22 protein-coding genes and 2 pseudogenes are annotated in these 21,481 nt (G+C 51.7%); 6 read left to right on the top strand and 18 right to left on the bottom strand.

Going from position 1 to position 21,481, the window contains the following annotated elements; all coding sequences use genetic code 11:
* Positions 1-196: 196 nt before the first annotated feature.
* The 13 genes and pseudogenes from IGR76_05375 to IGR76_05315 form a co-directional block, all read right to left on the bottom strand.
* On the bottom strand, positions 197-412 hold the full coding sequence (locus IGR76_05375) for a ribbon-helix-helix protein, CopG family (GenBank protein ID MBF2077948.1): 216 nt from the start codon (positions 410-412) through the stop codon (positions 197-199).
* Positions 413-852: 440 nt separating this feature from the next.
* Positions 853-1,146, bottom strand: a complete 294-nt coding sequence (locus tag IGR76_05370; GenBank protein MBF2077947.1) for a hypothetical protein — start codon at positions 1,144-1,146, stop codon at positions 853-855.
* Positions 1,146-1,415 (bottom strand): hypothetical protein, encoded by a 270-nt coding sequence (locus IGR76_05365; protein ID MBF2077946.1) that lies wholly within the window; start codon positions 1,413-1,415, stop codon positions 1,146-1,148. The genes IGR76_05370 and IGR76_05365 overlap by 1 nt, the downstream gene beginning before the upstream one ends.
* A gap of 741 nt (positions 1,416-2,156) precedes the next feature.
* A complete protein-coding gene (locus IGR76_05360) occupies positions 2,157-3,983 on the bottom strand; it encodes a pentapeptide repeat-containing protein (protein MBF2077945.1) in 1,827 nt (608 codons plus the stop codon).
* A gap of 437 nt (positions 3,984-4,420) precedes the next feature.
* Entirely contained in the window at positions 4,421-4,828 is a 408-nt protein-coding gene (locus tag IGR76_05355) for a biopolymer transporter ExbD (protein MBF2077944.1), read from the bottom strand.
* Positions 4,815-5,424, bottom strand: a pseudogene (locus tag IGR76_05350) (MotA/TolQ/ExbB proton channel family protein). Before IGR76_05350 ends, IGR76_05355 begins: the two are co-directional and overlap by 14 nt.
* A 51-nt stretch (positions 5,425-5,475) precedes the next feature.
* A complete protein-coding gene (locus IGR76_05345) occupies positions 5,476-6,270 on the bottom strand; it encodes a DUF2993 domain-containing protein (GenBank protein ID MBF2077943.1) in 795 nt (264 codons plus the stop codon).
* 166 nt (positions 6,271-6,436) lie between these two features.
* Positions 6,437-7,300 carry a DNA-formamidopyrimidine glycosylase gene (locus IGR76_05340; GenBank protein ID MBF2077942.1) on the bottom strand — a complete coding sequence of 288 codons (864 nt, stop codon included), beginning with the start codon at positions 7,298-7,300 and terminating at the stop codon, positions 6,437-6,439.
* Between the two features lie 46 nt (positions 7,301-7,346).
* The gene (locus tag IGR76_05335) at positions 7,347-7,577 is read right to left on the bottom strand and encodes a photosystem I reaction center subunit IV (protein ID MBF2077941.1); all 231 of its coding nucleotides are present in this window, start codon (positions 7,575-7,577) and stop codon (positions 7,347-7,349) included.
* A 139-nt stretch (positions 7,578-7,716) separates the two neighbouring features.
* Entirely contained in the window at positions 7,717-8,337 is a 621-nt protein-coding gene (locus IGR76_05330) for a hypothetical protein (GenBank protein ID MBF2077940.1), read from the bottom strand.
* A gap of 353 nt (positions 8,338-8,690) precedes the next feature.
* Positions 8,691-9,236 carry a cation transporter gene (locus tag IGR76_05325; GenBank protein ID MBF2077939.1) on the bottom strand — a complete coding sequence of 182 codons (546 nt, stop codon included), beginning with the start codon at positions 9,234-9,236 and terminating at the stop codon, positions 8,691-8,693.
* 120 nt (positions 9,237-9,356) lie between these two features.
* Complete coding sequence (locus IGR76_05320; GenBank protein MBF2077938.1) at positions 9,357-10,400, bottom strand: CHAD domain-containing protein; 1,044 nt, start codon at positions 10,398-10,400, stop codon at positions 9,357-9,359.
* Positions 10,401-10,525: 125 nt separating this feature from the next.
* A complete protein-coding gene (locus tag IGR76_05315) occupies positions 10,526-11,230 on the bottom strand; it encodes a riboflavin synthase (GenBank protein ID MBF2077937.1) in 705 nt (234 codons plus the stop codon).
* Positions 11,231-11,728: 498 nt separating this feature from the next.
* Here IGR76_05315 and IGR76_05310 point away from each other — a divergent pair, with 498 nt between their 5' ends.
* Together IGR76_05310 and IGR76_05305 are read left to right on the top strand one after the other, a co-directional pair.
* The gene (locus IGR76_05310; protein MBF2077936.1) at positions 11,729-12,244 is read left to right on the top strand and encodes a bifunctional nuclease family protein; all 516 of its coding nucleotides are present in this window, start codon (positions 11,729-11,731) and stop codon (positions 12,242-12,244) included.
* A gap of 3 nt (positions 12,245-12,247) precedes the next feature.
* Positions 12,248-13,381 (top strand): aldo/keto reductase, encoded by a 1,134-nt coding sequence (locus tag IGR76_05305; GenBank protein ID MBF2077935.1) that lies wholly within the window; start codon positions 12,248-12,250, stop codon positions 13,379-13,381.
* Between the two features lie 56 nt (positions 13,382-13,437).
* Here the strand turns inward: IGR76_05305 and IGR76_05300 are convergent, their stop codons facing one another.
* Positions 13,438-13,944, bottom strand: coding sequence for a TIGR02652 family protein (locus IGR76_05300; protein ID MBF2077934.1), 507 nt, complete (start codon positions 13,942-13,944; stop codon positions 13,438-13,440).
* A 199-nt stretch (positions 13,945-14,143) separates the two neighbouring features.
* Here IGR76_05300 and IGR76_05295 point away from each other — a divergent pair, with 199 nt between their 5' ends.
* Entirely contained in the window at positions 14,144-14,695 is a 552-nt protein-coding gene (locus IGR76_05295) for a gamma carbonic anhydrase family protein (GenBank protein ID MBF2077933.1), read from the top strand.
* Positions 14,696-14,850: 155 nt separating this feature from the next.
* Positions 14,851-14,970 carry a photosystem II protein Y gene (locus IGR76_05290; GenBank protein ID MBF2077932.1) on the top strand — a complete coding sequence of 40 codons (120 nt, stop codon included), beginning with the start codon at positions 14,851-14,853 and terminating at the stop codon, positions 14,968-14,970.
* Between the two features lie 241 nt (positions 14,971-15,211).
* Here the strand turns inward: IGR76_05290 and IGR76_05285 are convergent, their stop codons facing one another.
* Positions 15,212-15,562, bottom strand: coding sequence for a hypothetical protein (locus IGR76_05285; GenBank protein MBF2077931.1), 351 nt, complete (start codon positions 15,560-15,562; stop codon positions 15,212-15,214).
* A gap of 123 nt (positions 15,563-15,685) precedes the next feature.
* Positions 15,686-17,299 carry a S8 family serine peptidase gene (locus IGR76_05280; GenBank protein MBF2077930.1) on the bottom strand — a complete coding sequence of 538 codons (1,614 nt, stop codon included), beginning with the start codon at positions 17,297-17,299 and terminating at the stop codon, positions 15,686-15,688.
* A gap of 143 nt (positions 17,300-17,442) precedes the next feature.
* Here IGR76_05280 and IGR76_05275 point away from each other — a divergent pair, with 143 nt between their 5' ends.
* Positions 17,443-18,147: a ribulose-phosphate 3-epimerase gene (locus IGR76_05275; protein MBF2077929.1), complete on the top strand. Its 705-nt coding sequence runs from the start codon at positions 17,443-17,445 to the stop codon at positions 18,145-18,147.
* A gap of 190 nt (positions 18,148-18,337) precedes the next feature.
* Here the strand turns inward: IGR76_05275 and IGR76_05270 are convergent, their stop codons facing one another.
* A complete protein-coding gene (locus tag IGR76_05270) occupies positions 18,338-19,438 on the bottom strand; it encodes an FAD-dependent oxidoreductase (protein MBF2077928.1) in 1,101 nt (366 codons plus the stop codon).
* 2 nt (positions 19,439-19,440) lie between these two features.
* A complete protein-coding gene (locus IGR76_05265; protein MBF2077927.1) occupies positions 19,441-20,343 on the bottom strand; it encodes an alpha/beta hydrolase in 903 nt (300 codons plus the stop codon).
* Positions 20,344-20,366: 23 nt separating this feature from the next.
* On the opposite strand from IGR76_05265, the pseudogene IGR76_05260 reads away from it, so the two are divergent.
* Positions 20,367-21,409: pseudogene (locus IGR76_05260) on the top strand (TAXI family TRAP transporter solute-binding subunit).
* Positions 21,410-21,481: the final 72 nt, after the last annotated feature.

Raw genomic sequence — 21,481 nt, 5'->3', positions numbered from 1 at the left:
ATCACGGGTTTTTATCCTGACATGGAGGGATGGATCGATCCCTATTCTAGGTTGGAAATTATTGAACCTAAACGCCTTGCTTACTCGTCTTGGCGGTCAAGCTCCCGTCGTCTTACCCAATCCTGGAGAGTGTATACAAGATTGTTAAGAAAAACAGCCTCTCTAGCTCATCATGCACGGGCTCACGACGTCAAAATCAAATAATTAAAATTTCCTTCAGAACCTTATTATCCTTCACAATGCCAACCTTGTGCCCGTCGCGATGCTCTTCCTGGATGATGCTGTAAAGGCGTAGACCAGCGCGTAGGATATCTGCCATATTCTTGCCCGACTCGTCAGCAAGTTTCTGGAGCTCTTCGTAGGCGTCTGGTGTCAAATCTAGATTTAAACGCTTTTTTGGGGTAGCAGCCATATTTTCTCCTCATTTGCACATCGAAGTTCCCAGGAATTCCGCGTCGCACCATCCCATATTCCAAAAATTGGGTGTTAGGAACGTGCTCGCGCGCTGAAATCCATGTTCGACGTTATGCAACCAATCTCACTGCAATTCAGTAGCCCTCAGGCTATCAGGGCAGACACGCACATCCACACTCCAATAACCCTATCAAAAATGGTTATTTAGTAGAGTAGCGCACTTTACCCATTTACTTACGATAGCATCTCAGCTATTTTTCTTGTGCAATATATATATAGATAGCCCAAAAAATGTGTAAATACTGCATAAAGATTTCTGATAGCTCTGATGCTACCTGCTGGTTAATTAGCCGTCCTGCAAAGCATTCATGCAGGAGGTCTACTGTTGAGAGATAGGAGGACTTGCTCCGCATCAGTATCGGTACAAGTCCCGTAAGCCTAAGACCGTAGCGATTCAACCAAGGTAATCAGGATAAAGAGGGCGATCGCCAACATTCCCAGTCGCCAGATACTACCCCATGCCACCCAAACAATGGGGCGTACTAGATGAGGCCACCCAAACACCACTGAGAAACAAACACATAGCACAGTACCCACCGCGATCAGTGCAATGGCAGATAAGACTAGACTCAGTACACGCATCAGGCGTCCTCCCGAAACCGTTTGCTGTTTTGGGTGTCGGCGCATTTCATGAAGACGGTATTGATAGTCCAACGTTTGGTTTTCCGTCATTAACGCTTTCCTCGTGATGGATTGGGACTCAGAAAAGGAAGCGACATGTCAACCATTGGATATCCCGAAACAATCAGTGCGCCAATGATGACCGTGACTAAAACCCGGATAAAAAACTCCCAAAAGCTAGGCTGGGACTCAGGAGCATAGCCAGGGGTAGAGTCATGGAATCGGCGGCTGCAACTCGCACAAAAGCTTTCACCTGGACGATCGGGATGGGCAACGATATTGCATGCAGGTTGCCCAAAGGGGTTGTAGGGGCAAGACATGGAGTTTGGGATCCTTACAGTGATAGTTGTATTGATGATGCAAAATATACTGAAACCCTTTCAAGGCAAAGGTTTCAAGATATAGATGTATGCCCATTCTGTTGGATATAACCATCCAGAATGTACGCAATACCCTTGCGCGGTTCATTTAGATTTGGAGATAACTCGATCAACTCAGTACAGCAATAACCACTGGGATTCTCGGTTTGGTTCGTGCTTGGCACGGCCCCATGTGGCGAAAGCTATAATCTTCACTACTTAATTTTCAGGATATCATATATACATTTTTTACACAATATTTACTTCAAGAATGTGTTCTTGATCAGGACTTACGCACTACGTGCGGCGTCCTGACTCTTTCGGGCGATTTTGCGTGGGTACACCCACGCAAAATCGCCCAACTGCGTAAGTCCTACTTGAGATTGGGACAATGCACTCTTCTTGAAGGGATGCCGTCCGATGTTGGGTTATACGGAATCCTGTCATAATGTGGCATTGAGTCTCACCGCCTGACGGCACATCCTCTTACAAAGGGGAGGTTGGGAGGGGGCTGAAAATAGTGCTGCTCTAGGGATTGGATTCTGCATGAGAGGGAGGGAACAGGAGGAGTATCTTCAAGCGGATTCTATCCCTGTCTCCTGGTTTAACCTCAGAATGTAGGGCTGCAGACCTATAAATTTTGTATAACGCTTCTGCGTCGTTAGTGCATATTACGGGCTCTATGCCGTGACTCAGGCGGACTTAGGTGTCCCATTCATCCAAAGTCTCTTCATCTTCAAGTTGAAACAATGTGACCCAACTTCGTAGAACCACAACGATCGACGCTCCGATCGTGCGGATTAGGGTATGGAGATCCCAGTAGGCTTGATGGGCTTCCTCCAATGTCCATCGCAACTGGGTACAACTCGTCCGAAACTCATTTACAGCCTCTCGCCACACATGGTGTTGTTGATAGTAGGTCGCAGCTAGACGCTTATAACCCTCTAAGTCGGAAGCTGGAATAGACGGTTGTGACGCTGCTCGAGCTTCGCGAATTTCAAACGTTAAAATCCGCAACCCTTCATCCAATTTACGGAGTAGATCTTCTACATCCACTAGCCGACTGGTTAAGCCTCCGTCCACTTGCTCCAATTGGGTTCGAATGGCTTCGATACTGTTGACTTCGACACTGTTGGCTGGTGTCATGTTCACGGCGGCGGTTGTGTTGGCACCAGCCAAATTAACATGAACCAAAGACGCATGGTTAAAGTTGGCATCGGCCAAGTGGGCGTGCTGTAAGTTGGCAAAGGTCAGGTTCGCACTGGCAAGACTAGCAGAGCGCAGATCCGCACCTGTAAAGTTTGCGCCAAGGAATGTAGAGTGCGATAGCTGGGCTTCCCTGAGGCAAGCGTTGATTAAAGATGCATTGGTTAGATAAGCACGGCGCAGGTCTGCCTGACGGAGATCCGCATCATTGACGTTCGCATCGCTTAGGTCTGCGTGCAGCATCCGTGCCTGCTGCATCCTTGCATAGCTAAGATCGGCCAAAATGAGTTTGGCATTATTGAGAATAGCGTGGCTAAAATTCGCTCGTGACAGGATGGTTTGGCGCAAGTTCGCATTCCCTAGATAGGCTTGGGTGAGAATTGCAGATTCTAGGGTGGCAAGGCTGAGGTCGGCATTGCCGAGATCAGCCTTGTGTAGGTTGGCGGTTGTGAGATTGGCGATCGTAAAGTTAGCTCGACGCAGATAGGCGTGCTGTAAGTTTGCCCCAATAAGCTGCGCACCGCTAAGATCAGCACTACTGAGGTTTGCATCTGTTAATACGGCGTAGCTCAAGTTCGCGCAGCGCAAGTCTGCCCGCCCTAGATTTGCTAAGTTCAGGTGGGCATGCCTTAACTTGGCGCTTCGCAACTGTGCTCCGCTTAGACGAACACGTTCTAGATTTGCGTGTTCTAGATTGGTGCGATGCAGGGTTGCACCACCCAGATTGGCATTGATGAGGATGGCTCTTTTGAGGGTTGCATCGGATAAAATGGCATTGCTGATATCAGCGTTCTGTAGGATAGCGTCACTCAAATTGGCTTTAATCAAGTTGGCGCGGTGAAGTTCTGCTTGGGTAAGATCCGCATTGCTAAGATCGGCATCGCAAAGCCGGGTGCCGCTGAGTTCGGCTGTGCGTAAGTTTCCATATTGGAACTGTGCCCCATGACAGTTAGCATCATTGAGTTTGGCCTGCATCAGGGTTGCTGATTGAAGGCTGGCATATTTGAGAGTACTCCCCTGCACGTTAGCCTGGGTCAAATCAGCGTTGGTTAAGATGGTGCGCGTGAAGTTACACCCGCAGAGTTGACAATTTTGGAACTGGGTGTGTTCTAAGTTGGCGTCTTGGAAGTTTGCGCCATCTAAATTCAGTCCGTTTAGATTCAACCCTCGTAAATCTGCGCCTTGGAGATTAACGCCACGGAGGTTGATACGGATTGAGTTATGTTCATCTAGCTTGAATGGCGCGATCGCCTGTGAGGGTTGAGTATCATTACAACGTTGAATTTGCGCGATTAGTTGCTGTAGAGAGCGCTCATCAGCCATAACGGAGTGCTAGTGTGGAAGGTGGATGCCTTAGACAAATCAATTTTGCAAGAGTGGGGTGAATGCTGCTGATGGCGTGCCTCGCATCAATAGCAAAGCAATAGCAGCTAGAGCTTATACCGGATGCTTGGCAGGTCTGCCGAACCTTATGGTCCTTACACAGTTAGGACTTACGCACTACGTGCGGCGTCCTGGGTCTCTTAGGCAATGTTGCGCGGATTACACCCGCGCAACATTGCCTAATTGCGTAAGTCCTGACAGTTAAATGATGGTTGTTCTAAGAGCGCTGTGAACCTGGATATCAAGCTCAGTCGTTGATGCTGCTCTATAGGCTCATTTTGCCGAAGGATCACAATTTACGCAAATTCGGCTGATGCACTCAATGCCGAGCATTTAACTCAGTTACGCATTCAGGACAACCTCTCTGACTCAACGTCCTAAGGTAAGGAGGCTGGATCAGTGGCGATCGCCAGTCGCACCCCCTCCAGGGTACGGAGCCGATCCATCACCGCCACAACCTGACCGTGGGGTGTGGCTTTATCCGCATTGATGATCACCACAGAGGAACCCGTTTGGAGGCGCGATCGCACTTCCAGTTCCAAAGAGTCTAAATCAATGGGAGTTTGTTGGATAAACAGTTGTCCTTGGCGATCGATCGACACGACAAGCTGCTGGGAGATTTGGACATCCGCAGACGCAGCAGTGGGTAAATCAACCGGAATGCCTTCTGAACGGGTGAGGTATAGCGTAGACACAACAAAAAAAGCCAGGATCGCGAAAATCACGTCAATCATCGGCACAATATTGAGTTGCAAGGGTTCATCAGGTTCTTCAGGAAGGCGCATAGGGCAGTCCTCCACGCTCATACCCCCGACGGTACATCAACTCCAACTGACCGCCATATTCCTGAATCAATGCCAGTTGGCGACGATAGAAACTTGCGCAACATATTGGCAAACAACAGCACAAAAATGGCCACTACCAAACCTGCCGCCGTGGAGATCAGGGCTTCGCTGATGCCAGAGGTCACCCCTGCAGTTTGAGACCTGGCCACATCGCCAACCCGCAGCGATCCAAAGGATTCGATCAATCCCAGGATCGTTCCCAACAATCCCAACAGCGGCGCAATGCTGATAATTGTCTCAAAGACGGTATTAAACCGCTTGAGCAGGGGAATTTCAGCTTGGGCAGCACTCTCCAGGGCAAGGCGAAACTCATCGGGGGTTGCGTCTTCGAGTTCGATCGCCGCGAGGAAAATGCGAGCAATGGGTAAATCGGCATTTTGGCGGAGTTTGGCGTAGGCTTTGGGGATGTCGTACCGATACAGCGCTAACACATCTCGAACAACACGATCCTGACGACGCAGCACCCCTGTCCAGAAGACGAGGCGCTCTAGAATGAGCGTTACGGCCAGTGTAGAAAGCCCCAAAAGGGGTAGCATCACTACCCCACCCAAGAAAAGAATGTTGTACCACGGTATAATGGTTGCGCCCTACTTGATCCCTGGGAAATGCTCAATTTGAGCATACCCGCTAAAGAGCAGTTTTTGACCAGAGGTTTCTAGTCGATTGAGTCGCAGCAGCACGCCGTCTAGATCGAACCGATCGAGATCAACCATCGCGTTGAGAACATCAGCAAACACCATCGACAGTGTCTCAGATAATCCCCGGAGATCGTCGGGGACGCGATCGCCCAAAAATACCGAATCTTTGAACACAATCCGGCGACGCTTTTCAACGCCCAACGTCGCCCTGATCGCCAGGAGAACATCTTGGCGATTGGGCAAATCCGTTTTTGCATAAATCTCTACACCGTTGTCAGGAAGGAGCTTGAGGCTCACGTCCCGAAACGAAACAGGTTCACCGCCGGAAAAATTCATCAGCGGCTCTAGCTCTAAGTTTTGGAGCTTTGCCTTTACCAATTCAGCCTCAAATGCTTCGTTGAGATCGGCTTCGGTCAACGCGATCTGCGCTACCGCCTGAGTGGGCTGCTTCAATCGTAATTGCCCCCCAAAGATGGCTCCCACATCAATGGAAACAGCATCCGTTTCAAAGGTCATCTCCTCAACGCGGAAATCTCGACGAATGACCAGTCCGCGTCCAGACATCTTGAAGTTATCAATGCTGCCTTGCAGCAATTTGCTAGACGGATAGCATCGCACAGCAACATCCACCTGATCGCTCTGGGTAAACAGGTGACGGATAGATTGGCTAGCGACCTTATTGAGCATTTGCTCGCCAAAGTCCGTACTATTCGGAGTTTTTAAGCCAGTGAAGCCACCAAACATGAGCACATCAGTCAACGATGGGTCTCCACTATTTGTAACAAACTATGAAGAATTCGACAATTCATGAATATCCTAATGGGAATCATCAGGAAATCAAAAGTCCGATCGGATAGTGAAGGGGCGATCGCCTACCCTGTCTAGCTTTGAAGGCAATACTCTAACCTTTCTAAACCTGGCAATTTGGACAAAAGTGGGAAGACCGTCCTGCCAATTTCAGCCGTTGGATGGGAATTTTGCAGGTGCGGCAGGGTTCTCCGGTTCGCCCATACACCCAGGCCACACCGCTGTAATAGCCGTTCACCCCGTCCACATTCCGAAAATTGCTGATGGTGGTGCCACCTGCCTCAATTCCGGCTTGTAGGACTTGTAGAATGGCAGCATGAAGTGCCTCGATTTGACTTGGCGTGAGCTTGGCGCAGAGTGTTGTAGGATGGATGCCGCTCAAGAAAAGGGCTTCATCGGCGTAAATATTGCCAATGCCCGCCACCAGGGCTTGGTCGAGAAGTGCTGGTTTAATGGGACGCTGGCGATCGCCTAACCAGTCCATCATGTAATTCACATTGAAATCGGGAGAAAACGGTTCTGGCCCTAGGAGTGCAAGACCCGTCATAACCGTTTCAGGCGCAACCTCCGGCGGAACCCACCATAACCGACCAAAGGTGCGCTGATCCACAAATCGTAGGTCGTGCTGGTCGGGAAACCAGAGGCGAACGCGACAGTGGGTTTCTAGGGGAACATCGTGCTTTGTCCACAACAGTTGTCCGCTCATGCGGAGGTGGGCCCCTAACCATCCGGCAGAGTGATCGTCTTCGGAGGGATAAGGGTGCCGAGACAGCGCACCCAGAAGATACTTGCCTCGGCGATGCCATTGGGTAATTTGACAGCCGGTTACAGCGTCTAAAAACGCGTCTACAGAAACTGGGTGGGCGATCGCCCGCGAAAGCGATACATCCCCACCCAGGATTGGCTGATGCAGGGTCGCTTGATTGAGACCCCGACGAACCGTTTCTACTTCAGGAAGTTCAGGCACGGAACAATAAACTCCGATTGACCTGACGGTGGCTCCAAGAGGAGCCTTACTCAGCCGCCTTTGCAGGGGCTTTCTTAGCCTTGGGAGCAGAAGCGACAACCTCTAGCTCAGATTCTGCAAAGTTGTTGGTGTTAACGCCAGGATAGTTAACCTTTTCAAAACGAACGATGACGGGATACTTAATTCCGCTTTGATCGACGGAAGCAACCGTGCCAACGTCTTTGTACCAGTAGGATTCTTGGCGAAGAATACGAACTTTGTCACCACGTTGAACCATTGTTTGTTTTCCTTTCAGGCTTATGACAGGTTGTTAATTGCTAAATTGAGCAATCGTCGTTTTTCCCAGACTACTACTGCTTTGGGGTGTTCTTATCGTTCTGGACTTTAAGTTTTATTGCCAGGTGTATTACGGAACTTTAAGCCGCCTCAATCCAGCGCACGCTGACAAAGTGGGTAGGGCGTCCCCATTGGTCGGTGACTCGCTCAATTTGCGTAATGCCGAGGTTAAACGGAATGGCGGTGGTGAGGTAGCGCTGGGCGACGCGGCCTAGATCGGGAGCCAGGTAGGTAGCAGTTGCCGCCGCGGCCCCAAGTCCGAGAAACTGGCTAATCGGATCCTTCGGCCAGAAGACTTGTCCAGCGATCGCCAACCCTGCCGTGAGCAGCAGTCCGGTGGCGAGATTGGTACCACAGCGCGGATGTACCGCCAGATCCCATTCACCAGACACAATCCGCTGTAATGCAGCCGTTGCCGCCTGTTCAACCGCAGGGGTGGGCACAGCTCCGTAGAGATAAAACCCGCGTTCCGTGGACATGCCCCCCAAGGCGTCCCGTTGCTCACCCTCGTTGACGCTCCAGCCAAACCGACGGGGAGCTTCGGTCAGCACCCACACGGTGGCGTGTTCCAGGGCATGGACTTGCCGCACCATCAGCAATTCTTTAAGACCCGGAAATTCCCCCATTTGCCGTAGCACGCGGCTGTCTTGATCTGCTACAGGGGAAAATCCAAAGGGAGCCGAGGACGCAGAAGAAACCATAACCCAAATCTCAAGTAACGCGACTGTAGTTTGACTGTACTGTATTCCGTTTGCTCAATGCGTTCGAGCCTAGTTCCCGATAGCGATTGAGCAATGTGTATAAACTCTAGCGAAGTTAATCTTTGAATGACAAAGTATTCATCTTTTGTAGAGTGTGGTTGCATTTCTTCTCAGTCGGCGATCGCGTGCTCTTTATCCCTCATTAGTCACGTTGGGATATCCCCACAAATTTTCGCAATGACAACCGACGGAAATTCAACGTTTCACCCTAGTTGGGCAGAAGGGGGTTATGCTCCTACCCTAAGGGTAACTGTGCCCAATACTCCATAGGTCGAGGATGGACAGAGCTGAATTTAAGACTCGTCCAGATCGCTACCGTTGCTTGCTCCTCTCGCTTCGCGATGGACGTCGGTGATAATGTCAATGCCACCGTGCAGCACTAAAGCAGCGATACAAAAACCAATGATTAAATCAGGCCACGGGGACTGTATCGCTTTCACGAAGAATCCAGATCCAATCACCGCGATATTGGCAATCACGTCATTCCTAGAAAAGATCCAGCTTGCCCGCATGTGAACTGCTTCTTGGCGATGTTTGGCGATCAAAACGAAGCAGTAGATATTCGCTGCAAGGGCTAAAAATCCGATGCCAATCATCCAACGAAATTCGGGAAAGGAGCCGTAAAAAAAGCGCCGAATGACATCAACCAGAAGCAGACCCGCCAGCGTCACTTGAAACCATCCGCTGAGGACTGCTGCACGTCTTTGATGATGGTTTGATCGTCCAATTGCGAATAGGGAAAGACCGTATACCGTAGCATCAGCCAACATATCGAGCGAGTCGGCTACTAAAGCTGCGGAATGGGCTACTAAACCTGTTGAAATTTCTATTAGAAACATGACCGCATTCACTACAAGCACCCGCTGTAATGTTCGGCGTTGAACAGCATTCTTCGCTTCAATTTGGGAGTTGGTTCAGCCTGCAATTAGCGCTTTATGCAGCGATCGCCTTTTAGCCTTTTAATTAGACACGATCCTGGGAGGATAGGATAGGGCGCAAAATTCTGACCATACCTGGGTGCGATAGTCTGCCCGTAGAAATTGAGCTTGATAGGGTTGCCACTGTTGCCATGCGTTAATTTCATCGTGCTGGATCAGGTGGGCGATCGCCGCCATCGGCTGATCCCAATCCTTTCCGGCATAGGCAGACAGCGTCGATCGCAGCACCGCACAGTCTTGAAGCAGTCCTAGCGCGTCTTGCATGGCTTTGAAATCCAAAATCCAGACGGAGAACTGAGGGCAACGAGGCTTAAAGAATTCCATTTGGTAACGAACCCGTTTAATCTGTTTACGCAAGTCGTGCAGTACGTCACCATGCTGGGTCAATACCTGGTGGAGTGCGCCAGCGGAAAGACGGGAAGGCGTTAGGGGCGTTTGGGCAGGAATGACACAAAACAGCCAACCGGGATGCAGAAGCAGCGCACTTAAACCTGGAGCCAGCACGTCAGGAATGATGGTCTGCACCGGATAGGCGGCGATCGCTCGGTACTGAGGCTCGTTCAGCCACGCAGTGTAGGCGGATTTGAATCGATGATAGCGATCGCCCTTTAACATGGCTTCAACCTCTGCAAAGCTTTGGTGGCGATGCTTTTGGAGCTTAGCAATGATTTTATTCAGGGCTTTGCGGGCTTTACCTTGGACGGCGGGATGATACTGCTGCAATTTTTCAATCAAAACATCCAGGTCGCGCAGTGCTCCTAAGCAGCGAGACATCTTCTGGATGGTGCGATCGCCCGCCGCCTTTGGCATTTGCAGCGCTGGGTTGCAGAGATGCAGAGCCGCTCGCAGTCGCCGCATCCCCACGCGCATTTGATGAAGCGGTTCAGGATCCCGATCGTCTAATACCGCTGCCTCATATTTCACAATCCGGTTTACGGTTTTCTGAACCACACCATAGGCATAGTCGCCAAAGGTGTCGTCCAGCGAGATCGGTTGATCAGCGCACGGTTGCGTCGTTGCCGCTAGCGGATCCTGGGGTGTAGCCCCATTGTGGTCGGCCTCCATGTCACTCTCTCCATACTTTGCGAAGGGGGGCACCCATGCACCGCGATTGTCTAATTTGATCCTAGGAGATCGGGCATAGAAAGAGCTTTAAGATTGATTTTTGCTAACGAACGAACCGACTGCCGCTAGAGATAGCCATGCTCTGCTAAAAATGCAGGGCTAATTTCTTCGTTTGAGGGGTGAAGAACCGTTTCCAGGCTGGATAATGCAGCGTGATGGTCAGTCGATGCAAGGCGCAGAAATTTTTCCACATACTTACCCAACACGTCGCCCTCAAGATTGACCCCATCTCCAGGCATCAGGGTTTGAAGATTGGTTTCGGCGTAGGTGAGGGGAATGACGGCCACCGAAAAGCGATCGCCCGATTCGCTGCATGAGGCCACCGTTAAACTGACGCCATTAACCGTGATGCTCCCCTTGGGCACAATGTATCGAGACACGCGGAGATCACTGACACAAAAGGTCATCTCCCACGCATTGGCGGTGGATTCAACGGCATCGAGATAGCCGACGCCATCGATATGTCCGGTGACAAAATGGCCGCCCAACTTGCTGCCGACCCGGAGCGAGGGTTCTAAATTCACGGGGCGATCGCCCTGCCGACCTTCTCGAAACGTTGTGCGGCTGAGGGTTTCTGGAGAGGCATCAACCTGAAACCCCGATGGCAAAATCTGGGTCACGGTTAAACAAATGCCGTCTACGGCAATGCTGTCCCCAAGCTGAATATCGTGAAACACCCAAGACGGCGTTTCAGGGTGCCAATGAATCTGAAGCTGATCGGCGCTAATGTAGCGTAGAGTACCTGTTGCTTGAATTAATCCGGTAAACATACTCAAGTAATTGGGATGGTGGGACGGTTGGCAAAGTACCAATGACGAGTCAAATGGATTGAGGGTTCGCCTCAGGGTTCAGATCAAGCATTGAGATCCTAAGATTCAGAGGGGATCAACCGGATGAGGGCGATCGCCCCAGTCAGATCCCAATCCCTGAACCCTCCTGATGCAGTTCATAATGAAAGAAAGGTGTAAATGTCGTCAAAAATACGATTTTATTTCTATAGAGATTTATCGTTTAGTCAAAAATTTAAGGCAGCGGACTACGATCAAAGGCAGGATCAGGGCATACTGGAGTCATGAGAAGACCGATTTACTATCCATTTTTAGATACCATATCTGCCCATTGAGTAAACCGTCCATCTAGGCTCTCCCCGATGAGCATCGCTGGATCGTCAGCACTCCTCAGTCTTGTCCTTATTCTGGGTAAATCTCGCTTAGAAAGCCTGCATTCTCACCCGTTCCCGTGCTTCGTTCTGTCTGGAGGCTATTTCAATGCTCGAAATGAAGGTGGCTGGAATCGCTCTCGATGCTATGACCCGCAGTCCAATCGTCCTGCTCCGAGATTCTTCCGATCGCCGCCAACTTCCCATCTACATCGGTCAAGATCAGGCGCGAGCAATTATCAGTGCCTTGGAAAATCAAACACCTCCGCGTCCCCTTACCCATGATCTGATGGTGAACCTCCTGGATGATTGGGAGATGGAGCTAGAACGGGTCGTCATTCACTCCTTGCAGGATAATACTTTCTTCGCTATCCTAATCCTCCGCAAAGGCGAGGTTAAGAAAGAGCTCGATGCTCGTCCCAGTGATGCGATCGCCCTTGCCCTGCGAACCAATAGTCCAATTTGGGTGATGGAGGAAGTGGTCGCGGATGCCTCCATGCCCGTGGATCGAGATGCGGATGAGGCCGAGCGACAGGCGTTTAAGGATTTTGTGGAGAATTTGAGTCCAGAGGACTTGATCCAACGTTTACCCTACAAAAAGAGCAGCGAGTATCAAGAAGAGTAGCGAATGCGCTATCGGACATTTGGGAAAACGGCACTTCCGGTGTCTGTGTTTTCGTTAGGCACCATGCGCTACCTCGATTCTGAGGAGATTGCCTGGGCAACGGTGAATCGGGCGATCGCCCTGGGGATCAATCATATTGAAACGGCAAGGGGCTACGGTCAGAGTGAAATTTTGCTCGGTAAAGCCCTGCAATCGGGTTTATCCACACCGCGATCGCACCTCTATATCACCACCAAGGCTCCTCCGGTAGCGGATGCTGCCACGATGGAGCGCAGTATTGACGAGTCCCTGGCGCGACTGGGCGTTAATTACGTTGATAATTTTGCGATTCATGGCGTAAACACAGAACAGCACCTCGCATGGATTAGTGATCCCCAGGGGTGTATGCAGGCGGTGCGTCGGGCTGTAGCCGATGGCCGCATTCGCCACGTTGGCTTTTCGACCCACGGATCGCTAGATCTGATTTTGCGGGCGATCGCCACCGATCAATTCGAGTTCGTGAATCTGCACTACTACCTGTTTTTTCAGCGCAATGTGCCAGCGGTGGAGTTAGCCCACCAGAAACAGATGGGGGTGTTCATCATTTCCCCTGCGGATAAGGGAGGACTGCTCCATACGCCGCCGCCAGTGCTGGTTGACCTGTGTTCACCATTATCGCCCTTAGAACTGAACTACCGCTTTTTGCTCAGCGATCCCCGCATTACCACCCTCAGCTTTGGTGCGGCCAAACCGGAGGAGCTGGCGATCTTGGAAACAATGGGCGATCGCACCGATCCCTTGACGGAGACCGAGCAAACCATCCTGAATCGATTGGATGATCACGCTCATCGCAGTCTAGAGAGCGATCGCTGTAGCCAGTGCTATGCCTGCTTACCCTGCCCAGAATCGATCCCCATTCCCGACATCCTGCGCCTGCGAAATCTCAGCGTCGCCTACGATATGTGCGCTTACGGAGAATATCGTTACCGGATGCTGGGCAATGCCGGCCATTGGTTTCCAGGGCAACCGGGCGATCGCTGCACCGAATGTGGTGACTGCCTCCCCCGCTGCCCGGAATCGCTGGAAATTCCCCGCTTGCTTCAGGATGCCCACGATCGCCTCAGGGGGCCGCGTCGCCGTCGGTTATGGGATTCATAGATAAGCAGATGGGCTTTCCACGATGGAGGAAGCCCGCGATTTAGACCAAGATGCCTCTACTCGAACAGCCGGAAGTAGGGATAGCGGGATGGTGCGCCCGGTTCTTTTTTGAGATCAAAATTGATCACCTCCCAGCACGGTTCCTCATCGGACTCTGGGCTGAACTCCACGGGTAAACCGTAGAGTCTGGGCATAGTATCAGTTTGGGTGCCGCGCCAGGGGGTGCTGCGCTCTAGATAGCTGCTCACTAAATCCTTGTATCGCCGCGCAATGATCACCCGCGTGGCTCGGTAGCCTTGGGTGTAAAGGCGATCAAGGGCTTCGTGAATTTCAAACCGAATGCCATCGGGGTGGGTGTGCTGACGATACCACTCATTTTCCCAGCGTCGCCAGTGCCGTCCAGATTGCAGATGGACAAGCTCTTCTGTTTTCGGATCGGCTTCAAATGCGCCGTGCCGCGGGCACAGGTACGTATCCGTCAACGTGAGCGCCGGAATCGTCTGTCTGCAATGGGGACATTGAATTTCATGCCCAAAGATTGGATATTGGAGGGCTGGGTTCATCATGCCATCAAGACCAGCAAATAGGTTTTGAACACAATATTTATGTAAAAGCGAACGGAAATCAAATCAAACATTGTCCCTTGGCGTTGAGTCTATCAGGGACTCGTGGCTTTATTATAACGGGGAGACAAGGGCTCCCTGTGCGATACGGAGTCCTGTAGATGTTTAACTTAATTGCAGTGTAGTACTGATTTTGCGTATGACCGTACCTCCTGAGGCGATCGCCCCGTTTAATGGTTGGCCGACCCCCAATGTGGCTGCCGCTGCGTTCGTTGCCGAGAATGCCACGGTGATGGGTCATGTGGATGTGGCGGAAGGCTCTAGCATCTGGTATGGATGTGTCATCCGAGGCGATGTCGAGCGAATTCAGATTGGGCGCTGTACCAATGTTCAAGACGGAGCCATTCTCCATGGCGATCCGGGAAAACCCACAATCCTCGAAGATTATGTGACGATTGGGCATCGGGCTGTAGTTCACAGCGCACATATCGAGCGGGGATGCTTGATTGGAATTGGCGCGATCGTGCTGGATGGGGTGCGGGTCGGAGCCGGAAGTATTATTGGGGCGGGCTGTGTAGTGACGAAGGATGTGCCGCCGCGATCGCTCATGGTGGGCGTTCCGGCCAAGCGCCTGCGGGAATTGTCGGAGGAAGAAGTTGCCCATTTAATCACCCACGCGCAGAAATATGAGAAATTAGCCCTGGTTCATGCGGGGAAGGGAACCGATCTCGGCTTCCATGCACCGTCCTAGGCAACATGCGGGGTTAGTGCGATCGCCCCATAACGGTGGCTACTTGGGAATTGCGATCTTTTCTTTACAAAAGATCTGGAAAATTAGAACAATTCAACGGAAAATAGAATCATAGATGAGACGTGTTTAAATAACTTTAGAGGAGGGTTACCGTTATGGATTGGCGTGTACTCGTCGTACTAGCTCCAGTGCTCATTGCTGGTGGTTGGGCGGTATTCAATATTGGCAAGCTGGCATTGGCTCAAGTTCAAAACTTCCTCAACAAGCAGGCGTAGTCCTGAATCCGGAAACAGAGCTAATCTGGGTGCGATCGCTCGACTTGATCAAGCCTTACATCCTCAGAAAAACGGAACGAGTTAAAGTTGGCTGGGTATCCTTATCTGGGTGCCCGGTTTTCGTCAGAGACACGATCATTAGAGGTACGCTCAAGGGTGGGATCGGAGATTCCTGCTCATTCAGCGATCGCCCCTGTGCAAACGGCATTGGAGGCAGTTCCGTCCTGTGAACCTTGCGAGGCTAACTTTCTTGGTCTAAGAAGGTATTCACATCTTCCAAAATCCGGGACAGTTCGGCCTCGCTATTTAACCGAATGCGATCATCCCGGACGGTCACGAGAACCTTAGCCGCAAACGGACTCGGCCAGATATTAGGGTTACAGAACACCTCTAAAAAAACATCGCCAATATGTTGATATTCCATTGAGGCTTGCGGCTCAGGCCGTTGTCCCGTTGTCGAACCTTGGGCAACCTGTTTAAGACTGTTCATGAGGTCTAACAGGGCGGCTTTGAGCTCCTTAGCTGCATCGACGGAACAACGAAAGGTAATGGAACCTTCAACAAGATTCAGTTTGAGTTGAGACGACATAATCACTAGGCTGTCAATAACGAAAATGAGCGGTCAGAACTGCGACTTCCTGTGTTGGTTCCTATTAGCGCTGGGCGTATAGGGCAGAAGTCGCAGTTCTCAGAGAAATCAGCGTTTTATTTGGGGTTACTCATTGGCCGATCGCGTCCACCAGGCTAGGGCATAGGTTTGATCGGGAATACTCAGCTTATCCCGATAAACCACGCGAAGTTTGTACTGCCCCGTTTGGGGAATGGCGTGGAAAATATGCTCAGCACTATCCACCTCACTAACCGACGACCAAACGCTATCGGAAATATCATCGGAGTCGGCAGGCATCAGGTATAGATCCAGATTATTCAACCCTTGAGCAACGAAGGTTTCCTCAAGGTCGAATAGCTCGTTCTGGTTGCGATCGCTCAATTCCACCGGACGATTCCAGGCCAGCGTTGCCGACACAAAGCTTCCCGCCTTGAGGGGGTCAGCAATCACGTAATCCTGATACTTGGGTGCATTTTCAGTACCCACGGTATTGTAAGCCCAGCCGATCGTAGGAATAGGCGCATCGGGAGCCCACTGCCCAGGACTAAACTGTTCGTAGGCGCGGAAGGCGTTGAGATGTCCGGTTCCCAGTTGGGCATCTAAAGGAATTTTGGGATCTGTATAAGCGTCTGACTCTAGCCAGTTTTTACCACTCTGAGTCAGTAATGTCCGACTCATGCCCAGGTAATCCCCACTGCCATCATCCTGAATTTTGTCGGCAGAGTTCATCAAAACGACCTTCATGACCTCCGGCAACCGGGCAGCAAGGCTCCAGTTGGGTTGTTGTTCGCGGATTTGGCGATCGCCATACTCTTGCAATAGCGCTACCGTTGCCGTCACATGCGGTGCTGCAAAGCTGGTTCCGGAGGCTTGAGTCTCGGTGCCATCGGGATTGAGCATCATGATCTGGGCACCCGGTGCCACCAGACTCACCGACCGACGAGGGCCAACATTGCTTTCCAACTCTGGCTTGCGACCAACGATGAACTCCGGCTCACTGCCCAAGTTGGAAAAGTCAACCCGCGTAAATTCGCCATCGACCCGTTTCGAACTCGCCACGGTCATGCCGTTAAAGTTATCCGTCGGAATCGGAATGCCGCCCGTGCCCTGGTTTCCAGCAATCACGTATAGCGTGCCGTGGGCGATCGCCGACCAGTCGATACACTGGGTCAGCAGCGCATTGCCATCTAACACCGCCGGGGAGCGGGGATCCCGCAGCAAGGACTCGCCAAAGCTAAAGTTAATTGCCCGGACATCGCCGCCATTTTGGAGCGCTACGGTTTGCGACGAAAGGCATTCCTGGGGTTGGCCGTAATCCTGCACAAGTCCGGTAGCGGACGCATACAAACGAGCATCAGGAGCAACGCCCGTCAGGGTTTTATCATTGCTGATCATGATGCTGGCGACGTTTGCGGCATGACCATCGACCAGATCATCGGGTGTGGCTAAGTTATTGAGGAAATAGACTTGGCTGACTGGAACAACCATGTTGTTCGATGCGGCTTTGTCGATGCCGTATTGACCAGGACGACCAATCTCGACTTGCCCGATCGCAATTTTGCGTCCGGTGAGGTTGTAGGGATCTGCGTGTAGGCGTAACGCGTCGATTCCTGCCTCACCCATGGACGTCACAAGGGCGATCGCCGGAATTGAGAGTAGGGGGGCTGCGATGCCTCCAGCGAGGTAAACCAGCCATTTTACGGCTTGCCGTTTAGCCATAGGGTCATTTCTCCATCTAAATTCACGCTACGTTTGCGGATTCTATTAGCTTGATGTGGGGATCATTAGGATTCAAGGTGTGCGACGTATTTTGTTACACTGTTTCTAACACCGGAAACTTTAAGACATATTAAATACGCGCTATGAGCAACGCCGACGCCAAGCAAGTGGTCATCGCTCCGTCCATTCTGTCCGCTGATTTCAGCCGCCTTGGAGAAGAAATCCAAGCGGTGGATAAAGCAGGGGCAGACTGGATTCACGTGGATGTTATGGATGGTCGTTTCGTTCCAAACATTACGATTGGTCCCCTGATCGTTGAAGCCGTCCGTCCTGTAACTCAAAAACCCCTCGACGTACACCTGATGATCGTGGAACCGGAGAAGTACGTCGCTGACTTTGCGAAGGCAGGCGCAGATATTATCTCGGTTCATGCCGAGCATAACGCATCTCCCCACCTGCACCGCACCCTGTGCCAAATTAAGGAATTGGGCAAGCAAGCGGGTGTCGTTCTTAACCCCAGCACTCCCCTAGAGTTAATCGACTACGTGCTAGAGGTGTGTGACCTGGTACTGATCATGAGCGTGAACCCCGGTTTCGGTGGTCAGAGCTTTATCCCTGGAGTATTGCCGAAGATTCGCAAACTGCGCCAAATCTGTAATGAGCGCGGTCTTGATCCGTGGATCGAGGTGGATGGGGGGCTGAAGGCCAACAACACCTGGCAAGTGCTGGAAGCAGGCGCAAATGCCATCGTAGCGGGTTCGGCAGTCTTCAACGCGCCGGATTACGCTGAGGCGATTACCAATATTCGCAACAGCAAGCGTCCTTCGCCTGAGCTGGCAACGGTTTAGGCTGATTCATCGTTATTAAACCAAAAGTCCCGCAATGCTCCCTGAACAGGTCGTTCAGGGAGCATTGCTTTTTCAGTCTTACAGTTCAGGTGCGGATTCTGGATATTCATGGCCGATCACAAGATTGATGGTCAGTACTGGTTGCGATCGCCGTCAATATTCTAATGCGGTCACCTCCCTGTCTAAATGCCTACCCTCGATCCTGCACCATCTCCTTAACCATCAAGGCTGTAGCCGGAGCCAGGAGAACGCCATTGCGGTAGTGCCCCGTTGCCAGCACGATCGACTCCTGACCAGGAATCGCTTCGATAATCGGAGCCGAACGATTGAACGGACGGGGACGCAATCCCGACCATGTTTGCACAATCTCTGCGTTGACTAATGCCGGACAAAGGGCGATCGCCCCTTGCCATACCTCCTCTAAACGTTCCACCTCTTGAATCACCTCACCCGACTCTAGGGGAAACTCCACCGTGGCTCCCACCCAGTATTCGGTTCCTCCAAGTGGGACAACGTGGATATCGTGAGCGGTCATGACCGGATGGAAGGCGTTAGGACTCAAAGGTTCTGGAAGTCGCACGCGCATCGCCTGCCCCAACACCGGACGCACATCCACAGGCGTATGGAGTCTCTCCGTCAAGGGCGTCGATCCCAAACCTGCTGCAATAATTACAAGATCCGTTGCGATCGCCTCTTCTGCACCATCGGGCGATCGCACCCAAATCACCGTTTCCGTCCCACGGGTTTCAAACCGAATCACCTCGACGCCAAACTGTGTCTTTGCCCCGTGATGGACGGCTCCAGCAATCAGGGCTTGGGTAAACGCAGAGGGATTGATCTGACGATCTTGGGGAGAATAGATTGCAGCGATCGCCCCTTCCGGATTCAAGGCCGGACAGCGTTCCTGGACTTCAGACATAGACCACCGTTCCAAGCTCCATCCCTGCTGTTTGCGGAGGTCGATCAAGGCATCCCATTTCGCGAGGTCGGTATCTGGCGGCAGCAGCATCACAATGCCATCGGTGTTGACCGGGAGTGGTTCCCCCGTCAAAGTTTCCAGTTCAGGAATCAACGTATGGAAGCGCTGAATGCTGGTGTGGCGCAGCCTCCATGCTCGTCCCTTCGTTTTCTGGCTAATGATGCCCATCAATACACCCAAGGCGGCACCCGTCGCGGCTTGGGCAGGGGACTGTTTATCGAGCAGCACTAAATCGACATCAGGACATTGACTCAGTTCGTAGGCGATCGCCGCACCCACCACACCACTACCAACGACAACGATTTTGGTCATGTCTATTCCTCACTCCGGTTTAACCACTGGCGCAATAGGCCAATCACGACCGCAGGCACTTCTAAATGGGGCAATACCCCTGCATCCGGAATCACTTCAAAGCGCTGAATTTCTTGAGGATTCAGCTTTGCTAATCGTTGTCCTACCTCTGGAGATTGAAAGCGCGATCGCTCCCCCCAAATCATCATCGTTGGCACCCGCAGATGGGTGAGATAGCGGGAGAGATCAAAACAAATCGATCCCTTTAGAGAGGCTAGGGCAGCGTATTCAGCGTTGGGCTGAGTTGCCGAGGTGAGATAGGCTTTCACCATTTCCGGGGTGATGCGATCGCATTGGGCAAAGAGAAACTGCTGCATAAAATTGGCGATCGCCACCTCATTCGCGGCTCCCAGCGCATAGATCACCCGATCGAGTCCGGGAATTCGGGTGAGTTGGGCAGAAAGGGTCGCCTGATAGTCTACGCCAAAGTCGTTATAGCCAGAGGGAGAGACTACAAAAAGAGACTTAAAGAGATCCGGACGCTGGGTTGCTAGTCTCAGGCATAGACCTGCTGTTAAGGACGTAGCGCAAACGGTCGTGGGATGATCGGCGTGGTATTCCAACAGTTCCGTAATCACAGCCAAGTAATCCTCAGAGCGATAGTCCCGTGGGGGATGGGCAGATTGGCCCCAGCCCACCAAATCGGGTGCAATCACGTCATATTCCGTCGCAAAGGCCGGATAAACCTTCGACCATTCGTAGGCCGACGATCCGCCACCCAAACTATGCAGGAAAATCAAGGTGGGACGGTGAGTATTGTCATCCTGACTGCGCCACGGTGCGCCCACTGGCGTATAGTACGCCATAACCCCTAGGTATGTTTCCATCACCTTCTGGCCAAATCCAACAGGTTGAAACTGCTTCATCTGTTCTTCCTTAAGCCCCTACCATGCAAACCAAAACTCTTTTTCCAGTCTTAATCCTGAGCGCGATCGCCGTGATTGGTTCGAGCGTTTTGCTCCTACGCGACACACGACGTGTCCACTATCTTACAATCGCTACGGGAGGACGGCAGGGGCAATATTACGCCTTTGGTACAGCCTTGGCTCAGACGTTAGAGCGACGGGAGCCGGATATCCAGCTCAAGGTGTTGGAAACCGCAGGTTCCCTAGAAAATATGGAGCGGGTCGCTGATCGCACGGTCGATCTGGCCATGGTGCAAAGTGATACTCCGGTCGATCCCTCTGTGCGGGCGATCGCCTATGTGTTTCCAGAAATGTTTCACTTCATTGCAAGAACGGATGCAGGCATTAATACCGTTTCGGATATTAAAGGCAAGCGAATTGCACTGATGCCAGAGGGCAGCGGTTCCTATGATCTATTTGGGAAACTGATCGAGCGGTATAGTCTGGGGGCAAAGGATTTCGATTATGTCGCTCTTCCTCCGGACAAAGCCCACGCAGCCCTCTTAAATGGCGAGGTGGATGCGCTGTTTCAGGTGATTGCCTTGGGAAGTGAAAGCATTAGTGAACTCCTCCAATCGGGAGAGGTCAAGCTTGTTCCGGTCGATCGTGCGGATGCCCTCCAACTGTCCCTCCCCTTTTTGGAAGTCACGAAAATACCGAAAGGAACCTATGGAGGACAAGTACCGATTCCTGACACCGATCTCCCAACAGTGGCTGTAAAAGCGCTCCTTGTGACCCATGAACAGGCCGATAATTCTTTGACCTATCGCATATGTATAACCTGGAGATCCTGCGGCTAATTGACCAGGTGGAGTCTACCGAGGACTTGGAAGAACTAGCCCAACTGCGCCACCATCTCTTTGAGATTTTGGAACGAGTCGTCGTGGATCTCGATGAGGATCGGATCTCTGCGGAGTCGTTTCAGTCGTTTACGTTTGCGTGGGACGTGGCGATCGCCGCCATTCGCCATCGAGAAACCTTAATCGCCAACTTGAGCCGTCTTGCTTCACCTGGCGTTGTTGCATGAAAGAGGGGTTGCGGGCAGGAGAGGCATGGTAAATTTCAGTTATCACACATAAAACCTGCCATGAAACCTCAA

This window comes from Synechococcales cyanobacterium T60_A2020_003, from assembly GCA_015272205.1.
GTDB lineage: Bacteria > Cyanobacteriota > Cyanobacteriia > RECH01 > RECH01 > JACYMB01.
The sequence above is the reverse complement of the archived record's forward strand: the minus strand, read 5'-3'. Positions and strand labels throughout refer to the sequence as shown.